The 24,534-nt window shown below is 68.7% G+C and carries 20 protein-coding genes; 16 read left to right on the plus strand and 4 right to left on the minus strand.

Annotated features, from left to right (window positions below; all coding sequences use genetic code 11):
• Positions 1–188 precede the first annotated feature (188 nt).
• The 3 genes from ACZ4YL_RS36075 to ACZ4YL_RS36085 all read left to right on the plus strand — a co-directional run bounded on the left by ACZ4YL_RS36075 (position 189) and on the right by ACZ4YL_RS36085 (position 3,692).
• Positions 189–1,178, plus strand: a complete 990-nt coding sequence (locus ACZ4YL_RS36075; protein WP_468122227.1) for a hypothetical protein — start codon at positions 189–191, stop codon at positions 1,176–1,178.
• Positions 1,175–2,404, plus strand: coding sequence for a hypothetical protein (locus ACZ4YL_RS36080; protein WP_468122228.1), 1,230 nt, complete (start codon positions 1,175–1,177; stop codon positions 2,402–2,404). The genes ACZ4YL_RS36075 and ACZ4YL_RS36080 overlap by 4 nt, the downstream gene beginning before the upstream one ends.
• Positions 2,405–2,873: 469 nt before the next feature.
• The gene (locus tag ACZ4YL_RS36085) at positions 2,874–3,692 is read left to right on the plus strand and encodes a GNAT family N-acetyltransferase (protein WP_468122230.1); all 819 of its coding nucleotides are present in this window, start codon (positions 2,874–2,876) and stop codon (positions 3,690–3,692) included.
• Positions 3,693–3,767: 75 nt separating this feature from the next.
• Here the strand turns inward: ACZ4YL_RS36085 and ACZ4YL_RS36090 are convergent, their stop codons facing one another.
• Entirely contained in the window at positions 3,768–4,916 is a 1,149-nt protein-coding gene (locus ACZ4YL_RS36090) for a magnesium and cobalt transport protein CorA (protein ID WP_468122231.1), read from the minus strand.
• A 290-nt stretch (positions 4,917–5,206) separates the two neighbouring features.
• Between ACZ4YL_RS36090 and ACZ4YL_RS36095 the strand changes: the two genes are divergently transcribed.
• Complete coding sequence (locus tag ACZ4YL_RS36095; RefSeq protein ID WP_468122233.1) at positions 5,207–6,295, plus strand: magnesium and cobalt transport protein CorA; 1,089 nt, start codon at positions 5,207–5,209, stop codon at positions 6,293–6,295.
• Between the two features lie 84 nt (positions 6,296–6,379).
• Here the strand turns inward: ACZ4YL_RS36095 and ACZ4YL_RS36100 are convergent, their stop codons facing one another.
• Complete coding sequence (locus tag ACZ4YL_RS36100) at positions 6,380–7,972, minus strand: Na+/H+ antiporter (protein WP_468122234.1); 1,593 nt, start codon at positions 7,970–7,972, stop codon at positions 6,380–6,382.
• Between the two features lie 182 nt (positions 7,973–8,154).
• Between ACZ4YL_RS36100 and kdpF the strand changes: the two genes are divergently transcribed.
• The 5 genes from kdpF to ACZ4YL_RS36125 all read left to right on the plus strand — a co-directional run bounded on the left by kdpF (position 8,155) and on the right by ACZ4YL_RS36125 (position 12,243).
• Positions 8,155–8,244: a K(+)-transporting ATPase subunit F gene (gene kdpF / locus ACZ4YL_RS36105; protein WP_107093322.1), complete on the plus strand. Its 90-nt coding sequence runs from the start codon at positions 8,155–8,157 to the stop codon at positions 8,242–8,244.
• 2 nt (positions 8,245–8,246) lie between these two features.
• A complete protein-coding gene (locus ACZ4YL_RS36110; RefSeq protein WP_468122235.1) occupies positions 8,247–10,793 on the plus strand; it encodes a sensor histidine kinase in 2,547 nt (848 codons plus the stop codon).
• A gap of 55 nt (positions 10,794–10,848) precedes the next feature.
• Complete coding sequence (locus ACZ4YL_RS36115) at positions 10,849–11,283, plus strand: hypothetical protein (RefSeq protein WP_468122236.1); 435 nt, start codon at positions 10,849–10,851, stop codon at positions 11,281–11,283.
• 66 nt (positions 11,284–11,349) lie between these two features.
• On the plus strand, positions 11,350–11,574 hold the full coding sequence (locus ACZ4YL_RS36120; protein ID WP_468122238.1) for a hypothetical protein: 225 nt from the start codon (positions 11,350–11,352) through the stop codon (positions 11,572–11,574).
• A 111-nt stretch (positions 11,575–11,685) separates the two neighbouring features.
• Entirely contained in the window at positions 11,686–12,243 is a 558-nt protein-coding gene (locus tag ACZ4YL_RS36125; protein ID WP_468122240.1) for a hypothetical protein, read from the plus strand.
• Positions 12,244–12,329: 86 nt separating this feature from the next.
• Here the strand turns inward: ACZ4YL_RS36125 and ACZ4YL_RS36130 are convergent, their stop codons facing one another.
• The gene (locus ACZ4YL_RS36130) at positions 12,330–14,855 is read right to left on the minus strand and encodes a sensor histidine kinase (RefSeq protein WP_468122242.1); all 2,526 of its coding nucleotides are present in this window, start codon (positions 14,853–14,855) and stop codon (positions 12,330–12,332) included.
• Between the two features lie 414 nt (positions 14,856–15,269).
• On the opposite strand from ACZ4YL_RS36130, the gene ACZ4YL_RS36135 reads away from it, so the two are divergent.
• From ACZ4YL_RS36135 to ACZ4YL_RS36150, 4 genes are all read left to right on the plus strand, one after another.
• Entirely contained in the window at positions 15,270–16,796 is a 1,527-nt protein-coding gene (locus ACZ4YL_RS36135; RefSeq protein ID WP_468122244.1) for a cytochrome P450, read from the plus strand.
• Between the two features lie 11 nt (positions 16,797–16,807).
• Positions 16,808–17,341 (plus strand): quercetin 2,3-dioxygenase, encoded by a 534-nt coding sequence (locus ACZ4YL_RS36140; protein WP_468122246.1) that lies wholly within the window; start codon positions 16,808–16,810, stop codon positions 17,339–17,341.
• The gene (txtE, locus tag ACZ4YL_RS36145; protein WP_468122247.1) at positions 17,338–18,558 is read left to right on the plus strand and encodes a 4-nitrotryptophan synthase; all 1,221 of its coding nucleotides are present in this window, start codon (positions 17,338–17,340) and stop codon (positions 18,556–18,558) included. Before ACZ4YL_RS36140 ends, txtE begins: the two co-directional genes overlap by 4 nt.
• 74 nt (positions 18,559–18,632) lie before the next feature.
• Complete coding sequence (locus ACZ4YL_RS36150) at positions 18,633–19,817, plus strand: nitric oxide synthase oxygenase (protein WP_468122338.1); 1,185 nt, start codon at positions 18,633–18,635, stop codon at positions 19,815–19,817.
• Between the two features lie 75 nt (positions 19,818–19,892).
• Here the strand turns inward: ACZ4YL_RS36150 and ACZ4YL_RS36155 are convergent, their stop codons facing one another.
• Positions 19,893–20,330 (minus strand): hypothetical protein, encoded by a 438-nt coding sequence (locus tag ACZ4YL_RS36155; RefSeq protein ID WP_468122248.1) that lies wholly within the window; start codon positions 20,328–20,330, stop codon positions 19,893–19,895.
• Between the two features lie 260 nt (positions 20,331–20,590).
• On the opposite strand from ACZ4YL_RS36155, the gene ACZ4YL_RS36160 reads away from it, so the two are divergent.
• The 3 genes from ACZ4YL_RS36160 to ACZ4YL_RS36170 all read left to right on the plus strand — a co-directional run bounded on the left by ACZ4YL_RS36160 (position 20,591) and on the right by ACZ4YL_RS36170 (position 24,276).
• Positions 20,591–20,959 (plus strand): hypothetical protein, encoded by a 369-nt coding sequence (locus ACZ4YL_RS36160; protein WP_468122249.1) that lies wholly within the window; start codon positions 20,591–20,593, stop codon positions 20,957–20,959.
• Positions 20,960–20,994: 35 nt separating this feature from the next.
• Positions 20,995–23,262, plus strand: a complete 2,268-nt coding sequence (locus ACZ4YL_RS36165; RefSeq protein WP_468122250.1) for a hypothetical protein — start codon at positions 20,995–20,997, stop codon at positions 23,260–23,262.
• Positions 23,263–23,439: 177 nt separating this feature from the next.
• Entirely contained in the window at positions 23,440–24,276 is an 837-nt protein-coding gene (locus ACZ4YL_RS36170) for a hypothetical protein (protein WP_468122251.1), read from the plus strand.
• Positions 24,277–24,534: the final 258 nt, after the last annotated feature.

Below are 24,534 nucleotides of genomic sequence, written 5' to 3' on the forward strand. Positions count from 1 at the left end.
GCGGGCATCGGGGTGTCGTAAATGAGTCGTAAACACCATCGGCATCGGACGTAGCATCGGTGCGTTTGCTGTGATCTACGTGGTTCACCAGGGGGAATGTCATGGGCATCGGCGGCAGGCAACGGGGAAGGTTCTTCGCCCTTGTTGCAGGTGGGGTGGTTCTTGCCTCGGGTGCGGGGTTGTACGGATTGAGCGCGACGGGCAGCTGGCCGTTCCGCGCGAGCTACTGCTGGGGAGCGTGGCAGGAGGACAGCGGTCCGTCCTTCCTCGGTGATGAGGCGCTCGGCAAGTCCGGCTCCGCGCGCCGGGCCACCGAGTCGGCGCCGCCCTCGTCCACCAGGCCGACCGCCACGTGCACGGTCACCGTCGCCTCGTCGGTCGCCGATGACGACTCCACCGAGCCGCTCACCTTCGATGAGCGCGTCACCCTCGCGTACGGCCCCGTCCCGGCCTCGGCCGAGGAGCGCCGCGCATGGATAGCCCACTTCTTCCACGGTTCGGCCTCGCCGTTGCCCGACGGATTGAACGGGCTGGTCGGCGGCGATCGGGCCATGCTGGTGCTGCCCGAGACCTGCAATGTGGACGGCAGACCGTCCGCGGTCACGATCCGGAGCGAGAGCTGGGGCGACGGCCACCTGGGCAAGAAGGCCATGCCTTTCACCATCGGAAACCGGATGGACGTCGCCCGGATGCTGCTGGACGCGGCCGGCACCGCCGCGTCGAAGGCGGGCTGCAAGCCCGGAAGGCCGCTGCGCCTGACCTCGCCGATGGTGGTCACCGCGGAGAAGGACGAGAGGGCCTCCACTCCCCTGTGCAGGATTCCGGGGGTGACTTTCGAGTTCGGAAAGGACTCCGCCTATCAGCAGCAGGTGGGCGTGGTCGGTGAGCGGCTCCAGACCTGTTCGATGGTGTGGCGCTCCCGGGGAGTGCCCGATGAGCCGGCGGCGCAGTTCGTGATGGCGTCCGAGCCCCGCATGGTCGCACTGTTCGACGGGCTTCCCGAGGGCAACGGCCAAGGACTTGTGCGGGCCACCTGTGACGGTCGGCGAACCGTGTTCTACGGGAACGTCGAGCCCGGCCTCAAGGGCCGAAGCCGCCCGGACGACCAGCAGGTGTTCGCGAACTTCACCGCGTCCGTGAGCAAGCGCATCGGGTGCCAGGCAGGGGAGAACCGGTGACCGTAGACAACAGCGGCAGCGCGGCGGACAACGGAGAGAGCGTGACACCGGCAGTGGACAGCGAAACGACCCCGGCCCGACAGCCGGACAAGGAGCAGGACCTGGTTCCCTCGGTTCCCTCTCCCGCGCGGCCCTCGTTGGTGCGCCGGCTGCTGCGGAACCGCACCGTCCGGGCCACCGCCGCGGCCGTCCTGGCCGGCGGCCTTCTCGGGGCCGGCGCCGTCGCCTGGCGTACGGACACCCTGCCGCTGCTCGGCCCCGCCCCCTGCTGGGATTCCCTCAGCGACTCGACCATGTCGTCCCTCTTCGGCGACCGCAGGACCGAGGTCGAGGAGCAGATGCTGCAGACCGACCCCCACGGCCAAGGACTGTCCTACGGCCAGTGCCGCATCACCAGTTACAAGGACGACAGGGCCAGAAGGCAGCTGACCGTACGGGTGCACAAGCTGGACGGTCTCCACGGAAGCGACGGGCGGCAGTGGCCCGAGGAGTTCCTCGCGGCAGGCATGGTGGCCCTCGGAGAAGGCCTGCCCGGCATGGCGTCCTCCTCCCGCGCCTGGCTGGCGCTTCCCCAGTCCTGTACCGGCAGGCCCGCCCAGTTCGAGGGCCCGGTGGTGGTCGACGTCGGCATGGGGCCGGCGGGCCTTGACATCTCGTCGGAGTACGAGCGGGAGGACCGCGCCGCTCTGGCGCACGCTGCGGTGGACGCGGCCAACGGCGTCATACGCGAGCTGGGCTGCTCCGGGGTCTACCGGTCGCCGGACCTGCCGAAGGACGTCGTCGCGTGGCGGGACACACAGCCGGACGCCTTCTGCGGGATCAAGGGCCTCGCCCTCCCCGCTGCCTACCGCGAGAGCCTGTCACGTGCCCGGGTCAGCGGCGACGGCGGCGCCGCCCGGATCTGCGAGGCCGCCGGCCGCTACCCCAGGGCCGCAGTCCGGATGACCACGGTCGTGGACCCGGCACTGGCCGAGGTCTTCTCCCAGGACCTCCTCAAGGGCGGCTGGTCCTTCAAGGGCACCAACGGGTTCGGATCGTTCAACGTCAGCCGGGCCGTGTACCGGGCGCGGTGCCAGAGCGGGGACGTGATCTTCATGCTGGAGCAGAAGGACGGGTTCGGGGAGCAGGACTTCACGTTCGTCCACGACCTGCTGCCCGCCTATGTCGAGGCGGAGTCCAGCCGTATCGGCTGCGGCCAGGAGAAGGTGACACTGCCCCGCGGGTGAGCCGCGGCGGCGGGGCGGGTTGTGTGGCCCGTGATCGGTATCACCCGTCGTGGCCGGGACCGGTCATACCGGTATCAGAGCCGTGTCAAGGACTGGCCGGCCTCCTTGATCCCTGTCTCACCAAGCAGTTGGATGAATGACGTGAACAGCGGTCTGCTCCATGACGACCGGCCACCGCATACGGTGCGCCCGGCCTCGCGCGCTGCTCACCTGCCGGTGCGCTGACGCACCGCTCGCAATCCGCGGCCGCCGACAGTCACCCGCAAGACGGGCGGCCGCTTCCGTCCCGTGCCTGCCCCCGCCCCGGGCAGGCACGGGGCCTCACACGCACCTTCTCACCAACCTGCTGGTGCCTGCGCCCGTCGGCCACAACGCCTGAAGGCGAGCCACGGCCCGGAGCTGCGCGGCCTCTTGCCCTGTGCCGCCCCCTCCCCCTGCCCGAGAACCCGTGCACCACCTGGAGACATTCGTGATCGAGATCTCCCCGCAGCAGCTCCCCGCCCTGAGCCGTTGGTTCCCCACCGGCTCACCCGGTCCCGGGACTCTCGCCGAGCATGTACTGACCACGGGCGTCGGCCTCTGGTGGGCCGACCGCCCCGACCGGCCTCGCGTCCTCGCCGTCAGCTGCGCGGACCACGTGCTGCTGCGCGGCGATCCGGGCGTGCTCACCCAGGACGCCCTGGCCCAGTTCGCCGGCCGGTACGTAGAGACGCCCGCCCCGTTCTGGCCGTCGCTCGGCTCGGCATTCGAACGCGTCGTCCCCTGGGAACGGATGCTGTACGTCCACCAGCCTCAGGCACCGGTGTCCCTCCCCAGCAAGCCGCGTGGCGTGACAGTGCGGCGGCTGACTCCCCAAGACGTTCCGGCACTGGCCGCGATGGACTCCGAGAACGGCTGGATTCACGCCAGTTGGGGCGGACCCAGCGGCCTCGCCGCCTCCGGCCACGGCTGGGCCGCGTTCGCCAAGGGTCGGGTCCTCTCCGTCGCCTGCACCTACTTCCTCGGCAGCGCCTACGAGGACATCGCGGTCGTCACCGTGCCCGATCGCCGCCGCGAACTCCCCCAGCTACCGCTGGGAGGGGCCCCCACCGCACTGGCCTGCGTCGCCGGCCTGACGGCCGACATCCAGGCACGGGGACACACCGCGAGCTGGTGCTGCTCACGCGACAACCGGCCCAGCCGACTACTGGCCTGGACGGCCGGCTTCCGGCTGACCCGTGAATACGTCCACCACGTCACCGGTCGCGCCATGGCACGCGAGGTCCGGGCGACCCCGGTTGCCGCTTAAGCCCCACTGGCTCCCCTGATCTGGCAGAGGAGGCAAGGTCGACCGATCACCGCGCCGCGTTGGTGCCGCCTGGATTCAGAGCCAGTCCCGGCGCTTGAAGATCACATAGAGCCCGAGGCACACGGCGGCCATCAGCCCCAGTGCGAAGGGATACCCGAGTGCCCAGCCGAGTTCGGGCATGGTTTCGAAGTTCATGCCGTAGATCGTGCCCACCAGGGTCGGGGCGAAGAGGATGGCGGCCCAGGCCGAGATCTTCTTGATCTCTTCGTTCTGGGCGTGGCCGGCGTGGGCCAGCTGCCTCATTTCCTCGTTCTGCTGCTGGGTGACCAGGGTGGCGTTGACCGCGAGGATGTCCTGGAGAGCGAGGCGGAAGCTGTCGACGCGTTCGGTGACGTGCGTGGCGTGGTCGGCGACGTCACGCAGGTAGCGACGCAGTTCCTCGTCGATTCCGTATTTCTCGAACCCGGCGGTCAACCCTTCGAGGATCCTGGTCAGCGGTCTGGTGGCGCGCTGGAACTCCACGACCTCCCGGGAGAGCTCGTAGATGCGGCGGGAGACCTTCGGGTCGCCGCTGAAGACCTCGGTTTCGATCTCGTCGACGTCGTTCTCCACGCCGGCCACGACCGGCGCGTAGCCGTCGACGACCGCGTCGAGGATCGCGTACAGGACGGATTCGGGGCCTCGCTTGAGGAGATCCGAGCTGTTCTCCATGCGGCGTCGGACCGCTGCCAGGTCGGGGGCGGCTCCGTGGCGAACGGTGATCACGAAGTCGGGTCCGACGAAGATGTGCAGCTCGCCGAAATCGACCTCCTCCGCGTCATCCAGATAGCGGGCCGCACGCAATACGACGAACAGGGTGTCGCCGTAGCGTTCCAGCTTGGGCCGCTGATGTGCCTCCAGCGCGTCCTCGACCGCGAGCGGATGCAGGTCGAACTCCTCGGCAACGGAGAGCAGCTCGGCCTCGGTCGGCCGGTGCAGACCGATCCATGCCATGCCCCCTTCCGCCTCGCGGAGCTTCTGGAATGTCTCGGCGAGCGAGTCATGCGTGCTGGTGCGCACACCGTCGTGGTACAGCGCGGCAGTGATCACGCTGTTTCCACGGGGCGATTGCCGCTCGGCCGCTACGGCCGTGCCGGACTGTTCGGCAATGGGGCGGGGCTCGGCAGGGCGCTTGGCCGGCTTCTTGAGCGCGCGCAGGGCACGCAGGGGACGACGCTCGGACACGACGGAGTCCTTCCGCAGGCAGGAAATAGAAGGCGTAGGGATGCACGAGGGCACGCCGCAGACGCCGCCTGCGGATCCGGCTAGGGTCCGGCCATGGCAGCGTCCCGCGGCGTTCGACTGGGAGGTTCACCACACATCGTGGATCTCACCTTCCTTTCGTATGCAGCGGAACTGGGCCGTCGAGCAGGGTATACCCGCCAGGTGAACGCTTCGGACCAGTGATGGGCCCGGCTCTCGCCGCCCCCACCGGCTGCGGCACACTGGCTGCCGATCCGCCGAAGGAGCTCACCGTGTCGTTCATCCGCAGTCTCCGCCGCGTGGTGCGCCGCACCGACCGGCGCACCGTGGACCTCAGCCATCCCGCACGGTCTCCGCTCGGCAGTGCCGTGGTCAACTGCGTGGTCTACCTGGAGGGCGTGCGGCAGACCGGGAACTGCCTGGCCGACGAAGCGATCCGGCGGGTACGCAAAACGGGCGACGGCTTCGTTTGGATCGGGCTCCATGAACCCGGCCCGGAGGAGCTGGTCGGCGTCGCCGAGCTGTTCGGGCTGCATCCGCTGGCGGTCCAGGACGCGACGCACACTCACCATCGGCCGAAGGTGGTGCGGTACGACGACGTGCTGTTCACGGTCCTCAAGACCGTCCGGTACATCGAGCACAAGGAACTCACGGCCACCAGCGAGGTCGTGGACACCGGCGAAATCATGGCCTACGTCGGACCCGACTTCGTCGTCACGGTCCGGCGCGGCCGACACGGTTCGCTGGGTCCTCTGCGGGAGGCCCTGGAGGCTACGCCCGAGCAGCTCGCCAAGGGGCCCTCCGCCGTCCTGCACGCCATAGCCGAGCACGTCGTGGACGACTACCTCGCCGTGACCGACGCGATGGAGGTCGATGTCGACGCGGTCGAGTCCGCCGTCTTCACCGAGCACGCCGGCCACGGCGACGCGGGCCGCATCTACCAGCTCAAACGCGAGCTGATGGAGCTCAAGCGGGCCGTCTCACCGCTGGAGCGGCCACTGCAGGCCCTCGCGACCAAGCCGTCACCGTCGATCGCCCCGGACATCCAGCCCTACTTCCGTGACGTCGCCGACCATCTGTCCCGCGCCACCGACCAGGTCACGGCCTTCGACGCACTCCTCGACTCGATCCTCCAGGCCCATCTCGCGCAGGTGACCGTCGCGCAGAACGAGGACATGCGCAAGATCACGGCATGGGCGGCGATCATTGCCGTGCCGACGATGGTGTGCGGCGTGTACGGCATGAACTTCGACCACATGCCCGAGCTGAAATGGCGATACGGCTATCCCCTCGTCCTTGGCCTGATCTCGGCGGCCTGCGTCGTCATCCACCGCGCCTTCCGGCGCAACGGCTGGATCTGATCCATACCTCTGGACGAACGCGAGGATGCGGTGCTTGCCCCAGGAGAAGCCCCGGAATCGCAGGATCGCAGCAGCCCACGTGCCTCAGCTCGCCAGATCAAGCCGGGCCTCCTCCAGGTCCAAGGTGCGCTGCAGCCGTCGGCGAGTGGAGTCGCTGATCCGGTGTTCGTCGTAGAGGCGCTGTAGCTCGACGGCCTCCACCCGGATCAGGTCCCGACGCAGCAGCCGATAGACGTGGTCCGCCGATTCGGCCAGGTCTGCTTCCTCCAAGCGGTCGTGGGCATGATCGAGGCGCGCCTGCAGGCTGCGCCGCAGCCGGTCCGCCACGACGTCCGGGACGGCTTCGAGGTCGGACATCTCGTCCAGGCGGCGGATGCCGGCTGCGGCAAGGGCGCACCGGGCGGAGGCCTCCTCGCGCTCGGTGTGATCCGGTTCGAGGGCGATTCCGGAGCGACGGACCACGCCGGCCAGGGTGAAGCCCTGGGCGACAAGGGTGGCCACCACTACCGACGTGGTGAGTACGAGTACGAGCGGGCGCTGGCCCAGCAGGGCGCCGTCGTCCGCCACGACGGGGATGGACAGAGCCGCAGCCAGCGGAACGACACCCCGCGTGCCCGCCCAGGTCAGCACGGCCGGAACGCGCCAGGACGGACGTACGCCCGCGTTCCGCTGGACGACGGCCGAGAGGGGCAGGACCCACAGCAGGCGAACGGTGATCAAGGTCGCGGCGACCGCCAGCGCGTACAGCGGCCAGAGCCCGTCGGCAGCGGTCAGCGCGGCGACCTGGCCGGGCAGGGTGAGGCCGATCAGGCTGAAGACGACGCTCTCCAGCAGGAAGACCACGGTGCCGTTGACGGCGTGCAGCTGGATCCGTATGCGGGCATTGGTGAACCGGTCGGCCCGGCCTCCGAGCACGACCCCCGCCACGACGACGGAGGTCACACCCGACGCGTGCACCGCCTCGGCCAGTACATAGGCAGCGTACGGGGTCACCAGGGCGATGACGGTCTCCAGCACGGGATCCTCGGTCCTACGGCGCATCAGCGCAACGACCCCGGCGACCGCACCTCCGATGAGGATGCCGCCGCCGGCGAGCAGCGCGAACTCGGTGCCCGCCGCCTGCCAGGACACCCCGGCGGAGGCTGCCGCGACGACGATCGCGACCCGGAAGAGGACGAGCGAAGTGGCGTCGTTGAAGAGGCTCTCGGCCTGTACGAGGACCTGGACGCGGGGAGGCAGGGCGAGGCGCCGGCCGAGCGCGGTGACCGCCACCGGGTCCGTACTCGCGAGGACGGCCCCCAGGACCAGCGCCATCTGCCAGGTCAGCGGGGTGAGCAGCGACGCGACCAGACCCACCGCGGCCGCCGAGGCCAAGACCAGACCGACCGCGAGCACGCTGACCGGCTTCCACACCAGCCGCAGTTCGCGCCAGGACAGTTCCTCGGCGCTGGCGTACAGCAACGGCGGCAGAACGATGAGGCCGATGGCCTCCGGACTGACCCGGATCTCCGGAGTGCCCGGTATCAGCGCGACCACGAGCCCGGCGACAACGAGCAGTGAGGGCGCGGGGATTCGCCAGCGGCGGGCACCCGTGGCCACGACCGTGGCCAGCACCACGAGGAACAAGACCGTACCGACGCTGCGCATTCCGCCCCCACCCGAGTCGACGCGGACCATGCGGTCACGCGACGCCGACCAGGCTTCCCGGCACACCGCCTTCACCCTATCGATGCAACGGCCGTCAATACACCGTCAAAGTCCCAGTCGACTCGCGTCAGGAGTGCGTCAGGGCCGTTTCCATCAGGTCTTGGCTGATGTTCGCTGGTGAAGTTGAGGACGTGCGGAGGAGTCGGGTACCGGTGAGTACGGAAACTGTCGTGGGCATCATCGTCGCGGTCAGCCTGGTCGGGTACCTGGTCCTGGCGCTGTTCTTCCCCGAGAAGTTCTGAGCATGACGACCGCGCACGAGGCGGGCCCGGTGGCCGGCGCGGGAAACCCTGCCGTACGGCCGGGGAGGCTCAAGGTCTTTCTGGGTGCGGCCCCCGGCGTCGGCAAGACGTACCGGATGCTCGACGAGGCACACCGCCGGGCCGCCCGCGGCGCGGATGTGGTGGCCGGTTTCGTGGAGTGCCACCGGCGCCGGCACACCGAGGAGAAGCTCGACGGCCTGGAGATCCTCACGCCGGCCGAACAGGAATACCGTGGCGGCCGGTACACGGAGCTGGACCGTGAAGCGCTGCTGGCGAGGCGGCCGCAGGTGGTGCTGATCGACGAACTCGCCCATACCAATGTCCCTGGGGGCGGCCGGCACCCGAAGCGGTGGCAGGACGTCGAGGACATCCTCTCCGCCGGGATCGATGTCGTCACCACGCTCAACATTCACCACCTTGAGTCGCTGAGCGACGTCGTCGAGAAGATAACCGGAGTCCCGCAGCGCGAGACGGTGCCCGACGAGTTCGTGCGCCGCGCCCATGAGGTCGAGCTGGTCGACATACCTCCCGAGGGCCTTCGCCGCCGCATGGCACACGGCAACATCTATCCCCCGGAGCGGATCGACGCCTCGCTCGCCAACTACTTCCGCCCCGGCAATCTCATCGCGCTGCGGGAGCTGGCCCTGCTGTGGCTGGCCGGGAGGGTGGACGAGGCCCTCCACAAGTACCGTACCGAGCACGGCATCGGAGATGTCTGGGAGACCCGGGAACGCGTCGTGGTCGCCCTCACCGGCGGTCCCGAGGGCGAGACCCTCATCCGTCGCGCGGCACGCATCGCCGACCGGTCCGCCGGCGGTGAACTGCTCGCCGTGCACATCGCGCGCAGCGACGGGCTCGCCGCCGGGGTCTCGCACGCGGCTCTGGCCGGCCAGCGGGCCCTCGTCGAGCACCTGGGCGGCAGCTACCACTCCGTCGTCGGCGACGAAGTGCCCACCGCACTGGTGGACTTCGCGATGGCGGAGAACGCCACCCAGCTCGTCCTCGGTACGAGCCGCCGCCGTCGGCTGGAACGTTTCCTCACCGGCCGCGGGATCGGCGAGACCGTCGTGGCTCTGTCCGAGGACATCGACGTCCACATGGTCACGCACGAGCGGGCGGGCCACGGCCGGCTGCTCCCGTCCCGGCGCCGTACTCTCCCCACCTCCCGGCTCATCGCCGGACCCGTGGCCGGGGTGGTACTCCCGGTGCTGCTCACCCTCGGCCTCGACCGCATGCGCGGCACACTGAACCTCACCAGCGAGGCGCTGCTCTTCCTGGTGGCCGTCGTGTGCGTGGCCTGCATCGGCGGAGTGCCCTCCGCCTTGATCGCGGCGCTGACCGCCGCACTGCTCCTCAACTACTGGTTCATGCCGCCCATAGGCGAGTTCACCATGAGCGACCCGGACAGCGTGCTGGCGCTCGTGGTCTTCGCCGTCGTCGCCGCCACCGTGGCCGCCGCGGCTGACAGGTCCCTGCGGCTCTCCCGCCGTGCGGCTCGAGCCACGGCCGAGGCGGAGACGATGTCGTCCCTCGCCGGCAGCATCGTCCGCGGCGACCAGACGATCCCGGCGCTGCTGGAACGTACGCGTGAAACGTTCGGCATGGACACCGTCGAGCTGGCTCCCGAAGCCTGCGACACAGGCGGCGCGACCGACCCCGCCCTCGTGGTGGCGGCGGGCCCCGAGGCCTTCCTCGTCCTGCGCGGCCGTACGCTGCCGTCCTCCGAACGCCGCGTGCTGGCCGCCTTCGCCGCGCACGTCGGCGCGGCCGTCGAGCGGGCCCGGCTGGCCGAGGCCGCCGCCGAGGTCGAACCGATCAAGGCCGCCGACCGCCTGCGCACCGCCCTGCTCCGGGCCGTCAGCCACGACCTGCGGACCCCCTTGGCAGGGGCACTGGCCGCGGTCAGCTCACTGCGCAACCAGGAGATCGAGTTCTCCCCCGAGGACCGCGCGGAACTCCTGGCGTCCGCCGAGGTGTCCCTGAACCGGCTCAACCGCCTGGTGGAGAACCTGCTCGATCTCAGCCGCCTCCAAGCCGGCGCCCTCGCGCTCGACCTGCGGGCCACCACACTGGAGGAAGTCCTGCCGGCCGCGCTGGACTCGCTGGACCTGACGCCCGATGGCGGGCCCGCCGTCGATGTGCAGAACCTCGAATCGGTACCGGCGCTTCGGGCCGACCCGCCGCTGCTGGAACGGGTGCTGGCCAACCTCGTCGGCAACGCGGTCCGCCACGCACCCGCGGAGCGCCCGGTGCTGGTGACAGCCAGCGCCCTGGCCGGGCGGGTCGACATCAGGATCGCCGACCGGGGCCCCGGAATCGCTGCCGACGACCGCGAGCGCGCCTTCGAACCTTTCCAGCGCCTCGGCGACCGCGACAACACCGCCGGACTCGGCCTCGGCCTCGCCCTGGCCAGGGGACTCACCGAGGCCATGGACGGCACGCTCACACCCGAGGACACCCCCGGCGGAGGACTGACCATGGTCCTGTCCCTGCCGGTCGCCACCGATGTGACAGCAGGGCGGTTCTGACCGCATGTCCGCAACCCTCCAGCTCCGAGCGCGAGTCGGGCAGCGCTCCGCACACATGATCATTTGTGGTGACGACGGCCTCGCACACCGCCTGGCACAGGAACTCGACGCCGTGTGCGGCGAGGCCGTCACGGTCGTCCTGCCGTCGCGCCACGAGGGGCACGGCGCCGAGGTCGTCGCCCTGCACCGGGATCCGCGCTCCCCCGTGGAGCTGCTCATCTCCGCGCGGCCCGACGAGCAGACCCTCCGGGAGGCCGGCGTCGAGCGTGCCGCGGCGGTTGCCCTCACCTACGGCGACGCCGCCCGCGTTGCCGACTCCATGGCCGTCGCGGTCGCACGGTGCATTTACGAGGGCAAACCCAGCCAGTTCGTCGTCGAGATCTACCCGCCCATCAAGGCCTCCGACGTGCCCGAACGCCGTGAGGCCCTCACCCGTCTCATGACCGTGTACTTCCCCGCGGCCCAGAAGGCAGTGGGCTGCGCCTCCTGACCGGAATGGCCGCTGGGGAATGCACGCCGCCCCATACCGTCAACCGAGCGAGCTAGGACGCAGCCTGTGCATCACGACGACGAACCGGTCTTCAAGCGGAGCAAGTGGGGAACGAACCGCTACTACTACAACCCGCGCAACCCCGTCGGGCTCGCCCTCACCGTCATCACCGTGCTCGTCGTCGGGACGCTGCTGATCCTCATGGCCAACCGGGCCGGACCGTTCGAGCCACCGCCTGCCCCCGCACCGTGGAATCGCGCGCCGGTCACCACCGGCCCGCCAGGCCACTGAACCGACGGGGGTTGGCCTCGAACCGGAGCCCCGTCAAAATGCCGTATCCATCACATCAGCGGTGCGTCGGGGTCCGGTGTCGAGGCCCGTACCGGCCCTAACGTCACCCCCATGGGACGACGTTTCGCGCAGTCCGCGACCGGAATTCACGCCGGCGCGGAGCCTCGAGGGCCTCTCGCACGCGACATCCACTGGGCCGGCGAGATGCGCTCGGCCATCGGTGTCGCGTCCCTCCTGTACTCGGCCCTGCTCGCCATGGACGCGGGTTTCGGCGAGCTCGACGCGACCCGCGGCGCCCTCTGGACCGGCCTGGCCGCCCTCCTGTTTGTGATCCTGCTGCCATCCAGGGTCTCCGTAGGTCCCGGTCTGCTGAGCGCCCGAGGACTGCTGGTGGAACACGCTGTCCGCACCGACTCCCTCGTCTCGGTCAGGTGGTCCGACGGGGTGGCCCAGCGGATGGTCCTCCGCGACACGGAGGGAGGCCAGGTCGAGATCGATCCGACCGTCCTGGTCCGCAATCCCGCGATGTGGCGCCGCGTCGACACGGACACCCGCACGTCGATCCAGCGCGGCACTCTGCTGTGCGGCGAGACAGCCCTGCGACGGCTGGCCCAGCGCATCGACCGCGAGACGGCTCTCACGGTCTTCAAGGTCTCCGGCCTCGAATGATCGGTGGTCTGTGACTTCCGTACGCACGGTCATGACCAAAGCGGTGGCCAACGACGCAATCGCCACCGGACAGTGGCTGACGCGAGTCACTGCTCCCCCGTCGGGGAAGGCGCAGACGGTGTGATCGGCCGCCGGGATGCCGCCGCCGGAAGCGCGAGCGTCACGGCAAAGCCGGGGCCGACGGCTGCGGTTTCAAGGGTGCCCCCCATCGTCTCCGTGAGGTCACGGCACATCCGCAGGGTCAGACTGTCCGGCGTGCGACTCGGATGTGTGCCGCGTTCCGCGCCCTGCACTGCGTCGTTGGTGCCGTCCGTCACATGGATCTCCACCTGACCAGCCCGGGTCTTGCCTGTCAGCCGCGCGGGCCGGTCCGGCGGGCTGCGGCGCTGGGCCTCGGCCGCCAAAGCGGTCAGCACGCGAGTGAGCACGGCCGCGTCGGCGATCACGTCGGGCAGCTGCTCCGGCAGGCTGCATTGGATCGTATGGCCGCCGGGGCCCAGGTCGTCCAGAACGGCAGTCAGCAGCTCGTCGAGATCAACCGGTCGCAGATACAGATCCAGTGCCCCAGCATGCAGGCGGCTCAGCTCGTCGAGATCCGAGACAAGCTGGACCGCACGCCGCACCGACGACCGGGCTATGGACAGGGCCCGGCTCTCCCTCATATCCGTGCCGACGCCGACGCCGAGGCCATCCAGCGCTTCGTCGGCTGTGCGTAGTGGGCCCCGCAGATCGCGGCTCGCGGTGAGGAGGAGCGAGGCCCTGGTGTGCTCGGCTTCAGCGCGCAGGCCGCTTTCGGCATCGTGGGCAGCGAGCCGGCCGTGGGAGTAAGCCATACCCAACTGGGCCGCGCACGCGCCCAGTACGCGCTGATCGTCGCTGCTCAGCGAGTGCCCTCGGGCGGCCAAGGTGAGGTCGTCGCCGACAGAGCTGTCCACATCGGCGTCGTACGGGCGCTCCGGCGGATCCGCGCCGGTGCTGGCGACGACGTACCAGCGGGGCTCGGCAGCATGCCCCGTATCGCGTTCCAACAGGCTCACCGCCTCCAGGCCGAAGTCCTCCCGTACCTGTTCGAGGAGGGCAGGCAGGTCCTGGCCGTGCATCATGGCGGTGGCCAGCCGGCTCAGCGCCCGGGCCTCGGAGCTCGCGCGGACCGCCTGATACGTGCGGCGCGCGGCCGTGCCCGCGGCCATGCCGACGACGACGGCCGTAACGACGTACACGACGAGCGCGAGGACGTCGGCGAGGTGCTCGACGCGCAGCGAGTGCAGCGGCGGGGTGAAGTAGTAGTCGGCGAGCAGCCCCGCGGCGAGTGCCGCCAGCAGCGCAGGGACGAGGCCTCCGACCAGGGCGATCACAACGACGGCCAGCAGGTAGAGCACCAGGGCGAGGGCGAGGTCCACGTGCTCGCCCAAGAGGACCAGCAGGAAGGTCAGTACCGGGAGCGTGATCGCCGCGAGCACGATCGCCGTCCAGAAGCGCCGTGGCCCGGTGGAGCGGCTCGGGTGTGGCAGCCGCAGGGCGGAGGGCATCCCGGCCGCGTGCTCGTGGGTCACGACGAGTACGTCGATGGGCCCGGACCGCCGGATCGTCCGGTGCCCCACGCCCCCGCGGAGGAAGGTGGAGAGTCTGCCCCGCCGGCTCGCACCCAGCACGATCTGCGTCACGCTCTCGGCTTCCGCGAACCGGAGCAGTGCGTCGGGGATGTCGTCGCCGGTGGTCTGGTGGTAGCTGCCGCCCAGCGACTCCATCAGGGCACGCTGGGCCGCCAGGGCTGCCTGATCCCCACGGACGAGACCGTCGCTCGGTACGACGTGCAGCGCCAGCAGCTCGCTGCCGGGGATGCGGGCGGTGACCCGGGCGGCGCGGCGGATCAGGGTCTCGCCCTCCGGGCCCCCGGTCAGGGCGACCATGATGCGCTCGCGCGTCGCCCATGGCGCGGTGATGCCGTGTTCCGCCCGGTAGCGCTGCAGCCCCTCCTCGACGCGGTCGGCGAGCCACAGCAGCGCGAGTTCCCGCAGAGCCGTGAGGTTGCCGACGCGGAAGTAGTGGGTGAGGGCCGCCTCGATACGGTCCGAGGGATAGATCTCACCGTGCAGCATGCGGCGGCGCAGCAGCTCCGGCGGCAGGTCGACCAACTCGATCTGGTCCGCCCGGCGTGCCACCTCGTCGGGGAGGGTCTCGCGCTGCGGGACACCTGTGATCTGCCGGACCACGTCACCCAGGGACTCCAGGTGCTGGACATTGAGCGTGGTGACGACGTCGATCCCCTCGTCCAGAAGCTCCTCGACGTCCTGCCATCGCTTGGCATGGCGGGAGCCGGGCACATTGGTGTGCGCCAGTTCGTCGACCAGGGCGACCTGCGGCCGGCGGGCGAGCACCGCGTCCATGTCCATCTCGGTGAAGGTCGCCCCGCGGTACTCCACGGTGCGTCGGGGAAGGATCTCCAGCCCCTCGGCAAGGGCAGCGGTGGGGCGCCGCCTGTGCGGCTCGACGAAGCCGACGACCACGTCAGCGCCGACCGCGGCAAGCCGCTGTCCCTCCTCGAGCATGGCGTACGTCTTTCCGACCCCGGGGGCAGCCCCGAGGTAGATCCGCAACCGTCCACGCGCCATGGTCGGATTCCTGCCCGGTCGTCACGCCTTTCGCCCTCCTCTCCATGGTGCTCCGCCATGACCGCCTCCGCGCACTGCCGCGCCGGTTTCGTTGGAGCGGAAATCTTGTCGTTTCCCTGATGCAAGGGCATATTCGCATGGCCAGGAACAAACCATCCTCCGGGGCCGGGGCGCTTCCGAGTACGCAGTCAGGTATGCGCTGGCCCGACGGCTGCCTGGAACGCCTGAGGAGTGCCGAGAGTGCTCCGCGTATCGAATTCCTCAGCAGGAACCGGCCATCCCCTCGGGCCCCTATTGCAGCGCCGGTAAGCAGCTCCATAGATTGGTGAGGCATCGAGGGTCCCTTATGATCACACCCCGCACCAGCCGGATGAGTTGGCGGGAGGCTCGCGCAAGCCGTGAAGGGAAATTCCCATGAGCATGAAAAGCGCACGCCCGTTACTTTCGCTCTATCGAGCCATCTACACGGCAGGCGTGGTCAGCATTCTTCTGGCGGCAACGCTCGGATTATGGTTCGGTCTCAGCCGGCCGAGCCGGACCGCAGTTCTCGTAGCGGCGATCCTCGCCGCGCTCCTCATTCTCGTCGTGACCAGCCGTCTGACCGGATTTCACTCACTGAGGCACCTGCCGGGGCCGAAGCCCGCGTTCCTTCTGGGGAACATGGGCGACCTACTGGCCGACGGCCATGGCGGGAGACACGAAACCCTGCAGGCACTGCATGACGAGTTCGGGCCGATCGTGCGACTTCACTCGGCCTGGGGGAGCTCGCCGTTCGTGTCGCTGTCGTACGTGTCCCCCAATCTCCACAAGAAGGAACTCGACTCGCACCGCCGGGCCGACCGGACCGTACTGGCCCGAAGTCTCATGGGCGTGGAGGGGGGTGAGCTCCACCGGAGCCACCGGCAGGTGATGTCACCGGCCTTGACGCATCGCAGCGTCACGGAGCGAGCGCATGTACTCAGGGACGTGTCCACCCGGTACGTGGACAAGTGGAAGCATGTCGACGAGTCGTACGACGGACTGCAGTCCGACCTGCGCGACTGGAGCGTGCACTGCCTCAGCGCGTACCTCTTCGGCGAGGAATGGGATGTCCAGGCGGATCTGCACGAGTACCACCGCGCACTCGGCGCCATCGAGGAAGAGGTCAGCTTCCGGGCCTTCCACCCCTTCTTCGTCAGGTGGATCTTCCCGAGGCGGCTGCGCCGGGTCACGGCCGCGTACCGCCAGGTCGCAGCCGTCCTCGGTGCAGTGATGAGCCGGCGCGAGCAACGTGTCCCCGCCTCCTGCCCCGCGCATGAACGGCCGGACGACCTGCTCAATCGGGTGACGCAGGCGCCGTGGTCCCCCGAGGACCGCGTCGAGGAAATGATGTCCCTCATCCTCGGCGGCGCGGATCCCATGTCCTACGTGCTGTCGCAGGCTCTGGTCATGCTGTCCCTGGACACGCACGTTCAGGAAAAGGCCCGGAAGTCGATCGAGGCGGCCTCCCCGGACGGCGGCGACCTCAACCAGGACCCCTACGTCAGGAACATCGTCTACGAGACGCTGCGCCTGTTCCCGCCGGTCCCTTTCAGTGCGAAGTTCACGAACGAGCGGGTTCTGGAGGAAAGGGGCGAGAAGATCCCGCCGGGCACGGTCGTCATGTGGATGAAGAACGCCGTCGGGAAGGACCCGGGTGTTTTCCGCGAGGCGGAACGCTTCAACCCCGACCGATTCTCGACGGACGGCGGAGAGCACGACACCATCAACAGTTTCCTGCCCTTCGGCGCCGGCCCGCGCCACTGTGTCGGAAACCGGCTCGCCGAGCAGCAGTGCATCGTCATGCTGACCGAAATCCTGAAGAACTTCCAGATCATTCCCGTCGAGCACATCGACGTGGAATTCCATTCAACGATATCCGTGGTGCCGTCGGCCGTGCCCGTCAGGCTTGTCCCACGATGAAAGGACCACGCATGTCGGAGGATCGCAGGACCGCGCCGATCGCGTTACGCAAAGGCGAGGGTGAAGCACTGTGGTTTCTTGACTTCCTGGCGACGGTCAAAGGTCCCTCGGCCCAGATGAACGGGGCGGCTTCGGTCATCGAACACCTCGGCCGGCGCGGCTCCGGATCGCCGCTCCACGTTCACCACCACGACGACGAGTGGTGGTACGTCCTGGACGGGGAGATGACGTTCTGGGTGGCCGGCGAGGTGATTTCGGCAGCAGCCGGATCCTTCGTCTACGGCCCCCGCCATGTGCCGCACACGTTCCTCGTCGCCTCCGACGAGGCCCGGTTCCTCCATGTCACCGAGCCCGGAGGATTCGACGGCTTCACGCGTTCTCTCGGCAGGCCTACCTCTTCCCTGGAGATTCCGTCGGACGAGATCGCCCCGCTCGACCTGGAAAGGCTGCCGGCCATCGCCGCCGAGTACGGAATCGAGGTGCTCGGACCGCCCGGCATCCCCACCGGCATCCCGACCTTCGGACACGACAAGGAGACTTGGTGACAACACCCTCCCCGCTCTCGGACCCCGGCATCGTTCCCGACCCCTACCCCGTCTACGCCGACCTCGCGCTGCGCGAACCGGTCCACTGGTCCGAGGGGCTCAACGCCTGGGCGGTCATGAAGTACGCCGACTGCGCCGCCGCGCTCAAGGACCACCGGCTCAAGGCCGAGCGGATGGAAGAGGTACTGGACGCGAAGTTCCCGGGCCGGCCGCTGCCGCCCGACAGCATCTACCACCGGTTCACCAAGAATGTCATGATGTACACGGACCCGCCGCTCCACGACGCGCTGCGCAGGTCCACCCAGCCGGGTTTCACCCGTGCCGCTCACGAGCACTACAGCCAGGTCATCGGACACGTCGCGGCCGACCTGGTCGCCTCGGTCCCGGAAGGTGCGCGGGAGATCGACGCCGTCTCCGTGCTGTCCGCCGAGCTCCCCGTACGTTCGGCCGTGCACGCCTTCGGGGTTCCGGAGGACGACCTGGCCATCGTCATACCGTGCGTGGACACGCTGATGACGTACTGGTCCGGGCCGCAGGACCAGCCGGTGGAGCTGAAACGTCTCCTCGAACTGCTCACGGACCTGCACGCCTACGCACTGGAACTCGTCCAGGGCAAGCGGGGGAAAGTTGTCCCGGACACGGTGATCGCGCGCCTCGCAGCCACCCGGGACGACCTGACCGAGACCACGCCGGAGCAGACCGTGCACCAACTCGTCCTTCTGTTCATCGCGTTGTTCGCCCCCACCACACCGGGCTCCCTCAGCAGCGGCATGCTTTCGTTCGCCCGGAACCCGGATCAGATCGCGCGCTTCATGGCGGACCCGGTGTGCGTCGACAACACGGCGAACGAGATCGTCCGCTACAACGCGTCGAACCAGTTCACCTGGCGCGTCGCGACGACGGAGATCGACATGGGCGGCGTACGGATTGGGGCGGGGCAGAGCGTCGCCCTGTTCCTGGGTGCGGCCAACCGGGACCCGGACGTGTTCGAGCGGCCGGACGCCTTCGATCTCGGCCGACCCAACAGCGGCAAGCACCTGTCGTTCGGCCTCGGGCTCCACTCATGCCTCGGCAGGCAGATCGCCAACCTGCAGCTCAAGTGGTTCTTCACGGCGCTGTTCGCCCGCTTCCCGGGCATCCGGCCAGCCGGCGAGCCCACCTGGAACCCGAACCTCGAATTCCGGTCCCTGCAGTCGCTGCCCCTCAGGCTCAGCTGACGGCCGAAAGAAGCCCACCCGGCACCCCCGCCTCCTACGAGGAAACCGTGAACTCCGAAGCCCGCCCGACCCCGATACCTGCCCACCATGCCACCTCCTGGGGACCGCAGACACGTTCGGTCGCCGACCGGGACGAGGCAGAGGAGTTCCTGCGCCAGTTCCACACCGAGCATCCCGGACAGCCCATCCAGCTCAGCCGGCGTCTCCAACAGGTTCGAGCCGCCATCGACGACGCGGGCACCTACCGCCACACTCCCAGCGAACTCGCCTTCGGTGCCCGCGTCGCCTGGCGCAACTCCCGGCGCTGCATCGGCCGCCTCTACTGGAACAGCCTCCGCGTCCTGGACCGCCGCGACGCCACCACCCCCGAAGAGATCCACCACCACCTGTGCGAGCATCTGCGCCAGGCGACCAACCACGGCCGCATCCGCCCCGTCATCTCCGTCTTCGCCCCCGACACCCCCGACCGACCCGGCCCCCGGGTCTGGAACGACCAGCTGATCCGCTACGCCGGCCTCCGCCGGGACGACGGCACGGTGCTGGGCGACGCGGCGAACGCGGACTTCACCGAGCTGGTACGCCGACTCGGCTGGCAGGGCCCCGAGGGACCCTTCGACGTACTGCCCCTCGCCGTCGAAACCGCCGATGACAAACCCCAGCTCTTCGACCTGCCGCAGGACTTGGTCCTGGAGGTTGCGATCACCCACCCGGACTGCCCGGGGATCGCTGATCTGGGCCTGCGCTGGCACGCCGTACCGGCCATCTCCAACATGCGCCTGCGCATCGGCGGCATCGACTACCCCCTCGCCCCGTTCAACGGCTGGTACATGGGCACCGAGATCGGCGCACGCAACCTGGTCGACGAAGGCCGCTACAACCTGCTGCCCGCCGTCGCCGCCCGCCTGGGCCTGGACACCAGCAGTGAGGGCACGCTGTGGCGCGACCGGGCACTGGTCGAGCTCAATGTCGCCGTCCTGCACTCCTTCCGCGCCGCGGGCGCCCGGATCAGCGACCACCACACAGAATCCCGCCGCTTCCTCGCCCACCTGACCAGGGAACAGCGCCAGGGCCGCACCGTGCCCGCCGACTGGAGCTGGATCGTCCCCCCGGTCTCCGGCGGCATCACCCCGGTCTTCCACCGCTACTACGACGCCGCAGACCAGCGCCCCAACTTCTACCCCGACGCCCGCGACCACCACGACGGCGGCAGCGGCAACGAGTCCGGCCAAGGCGGATGCCCGCACCCGCCCGCGGCCTGACCTGACCCGTGACCGGAGCCCACCTACTGCAACCGGCCTGCAAGGGTTTTGGCAGGTAGACCGGCCCCCATCGACCTAGCGGCCCCCGCTAGCTGCCGTCCCGCTCTCCTCGGACTTCGCGAGGCGGATCCTCTCGGAGGCGTGCTGGGCTATCTGGAGGCTGAGGGTACCCGCGGTGTAGTGGAACAGACCGATCGTTGCGAACGGGAGGGCAACCAACAGCAGAGCAAGGCTGTCCGCCACGTCCCGTTCGGCGGCACAGCCTTCGCCCTCGAGGTCGACATAGGTACGTTTGTCGCCGGATTCCCCGGCGCCATCAAAGACCCGGGAAGCACATTCCCGGCCGTTGCTGTGGCCGTTGGTGCAATTGCCGAGGGTGAAGGGGACCAGCAGCAGGTAGGCGATCCAAAGCCAGATCCCGCCCGTCGCGATGAGCAGGCACACCCCCAAGGACTGCTTATGGGTGGCGCGTTCAAGGAAGTCCCTGTCGTATACCTGCACCAGTGACGTCACGGGGCGAAACCAACCTACGGCTCTTGGCTGCCCGCGATCAGCTGCGCCCGCTGCCATGCCCGCCGCCGCCGCCGCCGCGGCGGAAGATCAACAAAGCGCCAGGGAATCGTCAATTCTCCGACAAGAACACGCGCTTTCGTATTCGGCCATTTGATCTCTCCGTACGATGAATGATCTTGAGTCGAACGGGGGCGATCGTGTCAGGGGATTTCACGCAAGGCTGGGGCAGCGAGCGGGGAAGGGCCGCCGAGGCAGCAGTGATGCGGCTCAACGGCGTTCCAACAGTCGGCGGTTCGGGGGGGTCGGGGACTTTCGCGTCGACGCCGACGGAGAAGAAGGCTGCGGCGAACACCATCGAGACGGAGCTGGAGCCGAATACCAAGAAGGCGACGGAGCGCGCGGACGAGAGCACCAACACGGCCGTCAAGGGCTTCGAGGGCTGGGACGCGTCGGTGGGGTTGAAGAAGGTGGCGGACACGTGGGACCAGCAGGTCAAGGTCCTGATGGGCCGGCTCGGCTCGGAAAAGGGATCGTTACGCGGCGCTTCGGGTCTGTTCGTGCAGAACGACCTGGCCACGGGTGACGGATTCCGTCCACTGAACACCCGGTCGAAGCTCCACGGTCTGTAGGGGGGGAGCAATACATGCTGACGTACAACGAAGTAATGACGACTGACCTGAGCCTGCTGACGACAGCCGCCGGCAAGTGGGACGAGATGGCAGGCGAGCTGAAGAAGGTCGAGGCTCGTTACGGCGACAGTGTCCAGAAGATCACCATGGGGCCCAACTGGACTGGTATCAGTGTCGGCGTCGCTCAGACGAGCTTCACCGCCACGCGGTACGAGTACGCCGCCGCCCAGATTCAGGCCAAGGCGGTCGCGAGCCTGCTGCGGGATGCCCACACCCAGTTCGCCGACCTCAAGAAGCGAGTCGAGTCAGCGCGCGACGACGCCATCAAAGCGGGCATGACCGTCTCGGAAGCGGGCCATGTCGCCTTCGACTACCCCAAGCTGACCCCCGCCGAACGCAGTGCCTGGCACCACGACCCCGACGGCCAAGCCACCATCCGCGACACGGTCACCAAGTGGCAGCAGCACATCGACGATCAGGTCAAGGCCGTCTCCGAAGCCGACCAAGGCGTCAAGATCGCCCTTGAGGCGGTCGTGGTGGACAGCAACAAGGACGCCTTCGGCAAGGGCAACGACGGAACCCTGAACGGCTTCAACGCCGACGCACAGGGCGACATCGAGGTCTACGAGGCCCGCAACGCCGAAGAGATCGCCACTCGCATCAACAGCGGTGGGAGCGTCTCGGCCGCCGACTACGCGGAACTCGACCGTTCTTTCCGGGACAACACGGGCAACAAGGCGTTCAGTCAGACTTTCCTGTCCGGTCTCGGTCCGGGCGGCACGATCACGCTGACGGACAAGCTCAATGACCGGGCGCTTCACTCGGACAAGAAGAACGGCGACCGGTACCAGAACCTTCAGAAGGGCCTGGCCAACACGGTGGCGGGTGCCACCGAGGTCCCAGGGAAGGTCTCCGACTCCCCGCCCGGGTCCAAGAAGTTCAAGGAGTGGCTGGCCAGCCCCGACGGCAAGTTCTACCGGGAGTTCACCGACGGCCTGGACAAGGCGGGCGTCCACGCGACGGAAACCAAAGCCAACCCGCTGTACGGCTACCAGTCGTTCGTCAGCATGATGCAGCACGCCGATACCAAGTTCGACGACCAGTTCCTGTACGACCTCGGTGACGACCTCATATCGGCCGAGAAGAAGCAGCCCGGCATGTTCACCATGTGGGGAGCCGGTCACGACGGCATCGAGACGGACGCCATCGACGGGCTGCTCGACGTCATGAGCAAGAACCCCGACGCGGCGACGGCCTTCTTCGACGCCAAGGGCAACGGCCCGGACGGTGACAAGGTCACCAACGACCACCTGCGCTACCTGGCCGGCAGCGGTGACGGCACCCGTGACTGGCCCACCAACACGGTCCTCGGCTATCACAACACGGACCTGGTCGACCCGACCAGCCGCGTCGGCCTCGGTGCCGCGCTGGAGGCCGCGACCACCGGCCACACGCCGCTCGGCTCCAAGCAGGACCCCTGGCCCGTGACCCCGCACACCGACGCCCAGGCGCGCGTCATGCACGACGCCATCGGCCTACTCGGCCCTGACCAGAAGATCCACGAGAACCTGCGCGAGCCACTGGCCCGCTCCCTGGCCTCTTACACCGAGGACACCCACCAGATCCTGGGAGGCATGGGCAGCAGCCAGTACGTGACCTCCGCGACAGGTGACGGCTTCTTCAGGGACGGCGACAAAACCCACATGGCGGTGACGCAGAAGGACCTGACCCAGTTCATGCGGGGTCTCTCCGACGACCCGGAGGCCTACGCCACCCTGCACAAGGCGGAGTCCCGCTACATCAGTCTGGAAATGGAGAAGATCCCGCAGGGCGCCACCGGCTTCGCACAGAGCAATCCGCTGAGCAACGCCGGGGCCACTCTCGGTGCGTACAGCGCCATCAGGGAAGACGTCCTCAACGACGACCGCATGGCCGCCTACAGCTCAGCGGACTGGAAGTCCAAGATGGCCTACCACATCATCGGCGGCGCCGTGACACCGCTGTACTTCACCGTGGGTCCTACCTCCATTGCCATCGGCGACTCGATGCAGCGTGCTGTCGACACGTGGGCCTGGGTCATGGGCAACGACATGAAGGCCGCGGCGGACGTCAAGGCGAACGCGGGTATCGCCGACCTCTACCTCAACGCCAACAACCAGATGGGTCTCATGGTCGACTCATGGGCGAACGGCCGACAGGACATCAACGCCGATGCCAGGGCCGGCCTGAAGGACGAGATCCTCGACGGTCACGACCGGGGAAGCAACACCACACACAAGTACCTGACCGACACCACCAACTGACGCGCACCCCATACAGGAAAGGCAGCCATGCCGCAGGAGACCCCCGGCCGCACGACACCAGCCAAGGCATTCATTGTGCTCGGGCTATGTCTGGCTCTGTTGGGAGGTGTCGGAGCATGGCTGCTGCTCGGCAGGGAGACCGCTGAACCGTGCAATGGCCTGGCCAGGGACGAACGTGTGCAGAAGTCAGTGGGCGCGGCCGTCCGCCCGGGTATGAGCTGCGCAGCTCTTGCCGAGGCCATCGTGAAGGCGTCGACCGGGGGCGCACCCGGGCGTCACACCCAGGCTCAGGCCCAGGCTCTGAAGGACGTGCTCGTCGCCCTCGGATCCGGGGAGCCAGCGGAACTCGCCATGGATCCCGCACTGCGTGTCCCCCTTGCCACCGCCCTGGCCGACTACGCGCCCGATCTGCACGAGATGCTCGGCGGTATCGGCGTCACCGACTTCCTGGCCAAGGCTGCACCCCAGGCCCCGCCGTGGCAGTCCGACGGCACCCACCACCTCACCGTCCTCGGCGACACCCTCAGGGGCGTCGTCCGCGCTGTCGCGGAGGATCCCGAGGCCTATGCGTTGCTGCGCATGACGGAGACCCGGACCGCGGCGCAGAGGCTCGCGGCGGTACCCGCCGACGCCACGGACTACAGCCTCAGCGTTCCCCCGACGGAGAGCGCTCGAGCACTCGGCATCCTCGACGGCATCGCCGGCGCGGTCACCCACGGCAAGGACGAGGGGCAGGCCCGCGCGTGGCGTACGGCCGTCCTGAACACCTTGCTGAACGGACAGGCCTCCCCGAAGAGCGATCAGGATCCCCGGGCCGCCCATCTCACAGCGGCATGGCTCCAGAGCCTGAAGAATGCCTCCGAGGAGGAGCTCTTCGACCGGCTGCGTACACAAGGTGTCGACATGGCCCGTGCATGGTCCCAGGAACGGAAGCTGGACGAACAGACCCAGCAAGGACTGCTCGCCAAAGTCGAACGCAGCGCACTCAGTGCCTACCGCGAGATCAAACCGTGACGGCAACCCGCCTGGCAGGCCAAGCCGACGGATGCCTGCGCCTGCCCGGAGACGGGGCGGCGGCTACGCTGCCCAGCGCCCCGGACTGGCCTTCGGGGCAGCTCCGTTCAGGCGTGCGGCTACTCGCGCAACGTGGCCTGTAGCCCTGATCGTGGCATTCGCGCGCACCAGGTATCGAGCACCGGGGGGATGGGCGGTTTCGGCGCTGAGTGCCAGCTGATGCTGACCTGGCGCGACGTCGTTTCAAACAGATCCCTC

The organism is Streptomyces sp. NPDC030021 (assembly GCF_055574035.1).

Excerpts from the sequence above, each read along its gene's own strand:
- ACZ4YL_RS36100 (WP_468122234.1), bottom strand. The coding sequence starts at position 7,972 with ATGGTCCGCGTCGACTCGGGTGGGGGCGGAATGCGCAGCGTCGGTACG.
- ACZ4YL_RS36110 (WP_468122235.1), top strand. The coding sequence starts at position 8,247 with ATGACGACCGCGCACGAGGCGGGCCCGGTGGCCGGCGCGGGAAACCCT.
- ACZ4YL_RS36115 (WP_468122236.1), top strand. The coding sequence starts at position 10,849 with ATGATCATTTGTGGTGACGACGGCCTCGCACACCGCCTGGCACAGGAA.
- ACZ4YL_RS36125 (WP_468122240.1), top strand. The coding sequence starts at position 11,686 with ATGGGACGACGTTTCGCGCAGTCCGCGACCGGAATTCACGCCGGCGCG.
- ACZ4YL_RS36130 (WP_468122242.1), bottom strand. The coding sequence starts at position 14,855 with ATGGCGCGTGGACGGTTGCGGATCTACCTCGGGGCTGCCCCCGGGGTC.
- ACZ4YL_RS36135 (WP_468122244.1), top strand. The coding sequence starts at position 15,270 with ATGAGCATGAAAAGCGCACGCCCGTTACTTTCGCTCTATCGAGCCATC.
- ACZ4YL_RS36140 (WP_468122246.1), top strand. The coding sequence starts at position 16,808 with ATGTCGGAGGATCGCAGGACCGCGCCGATCGCGTTACGCAAAGGCGAG.
- ACZ4YL_RS36160 (WP_468122249.1), top strand. The coding sequence starts at position 20,591 with ATGCGGCTCAACGGCGTTCCAACAGTCGGCGGTTCGGGGGGGTCGGGG.
- ACZ4YL_RS36165 (WP_468122250.1), top strand. The coding sequence starts at position 20,995 with ATGACGACTGACCTGAGCCTGCTGACGACAGCCGCCGGCAAGTGGGAC.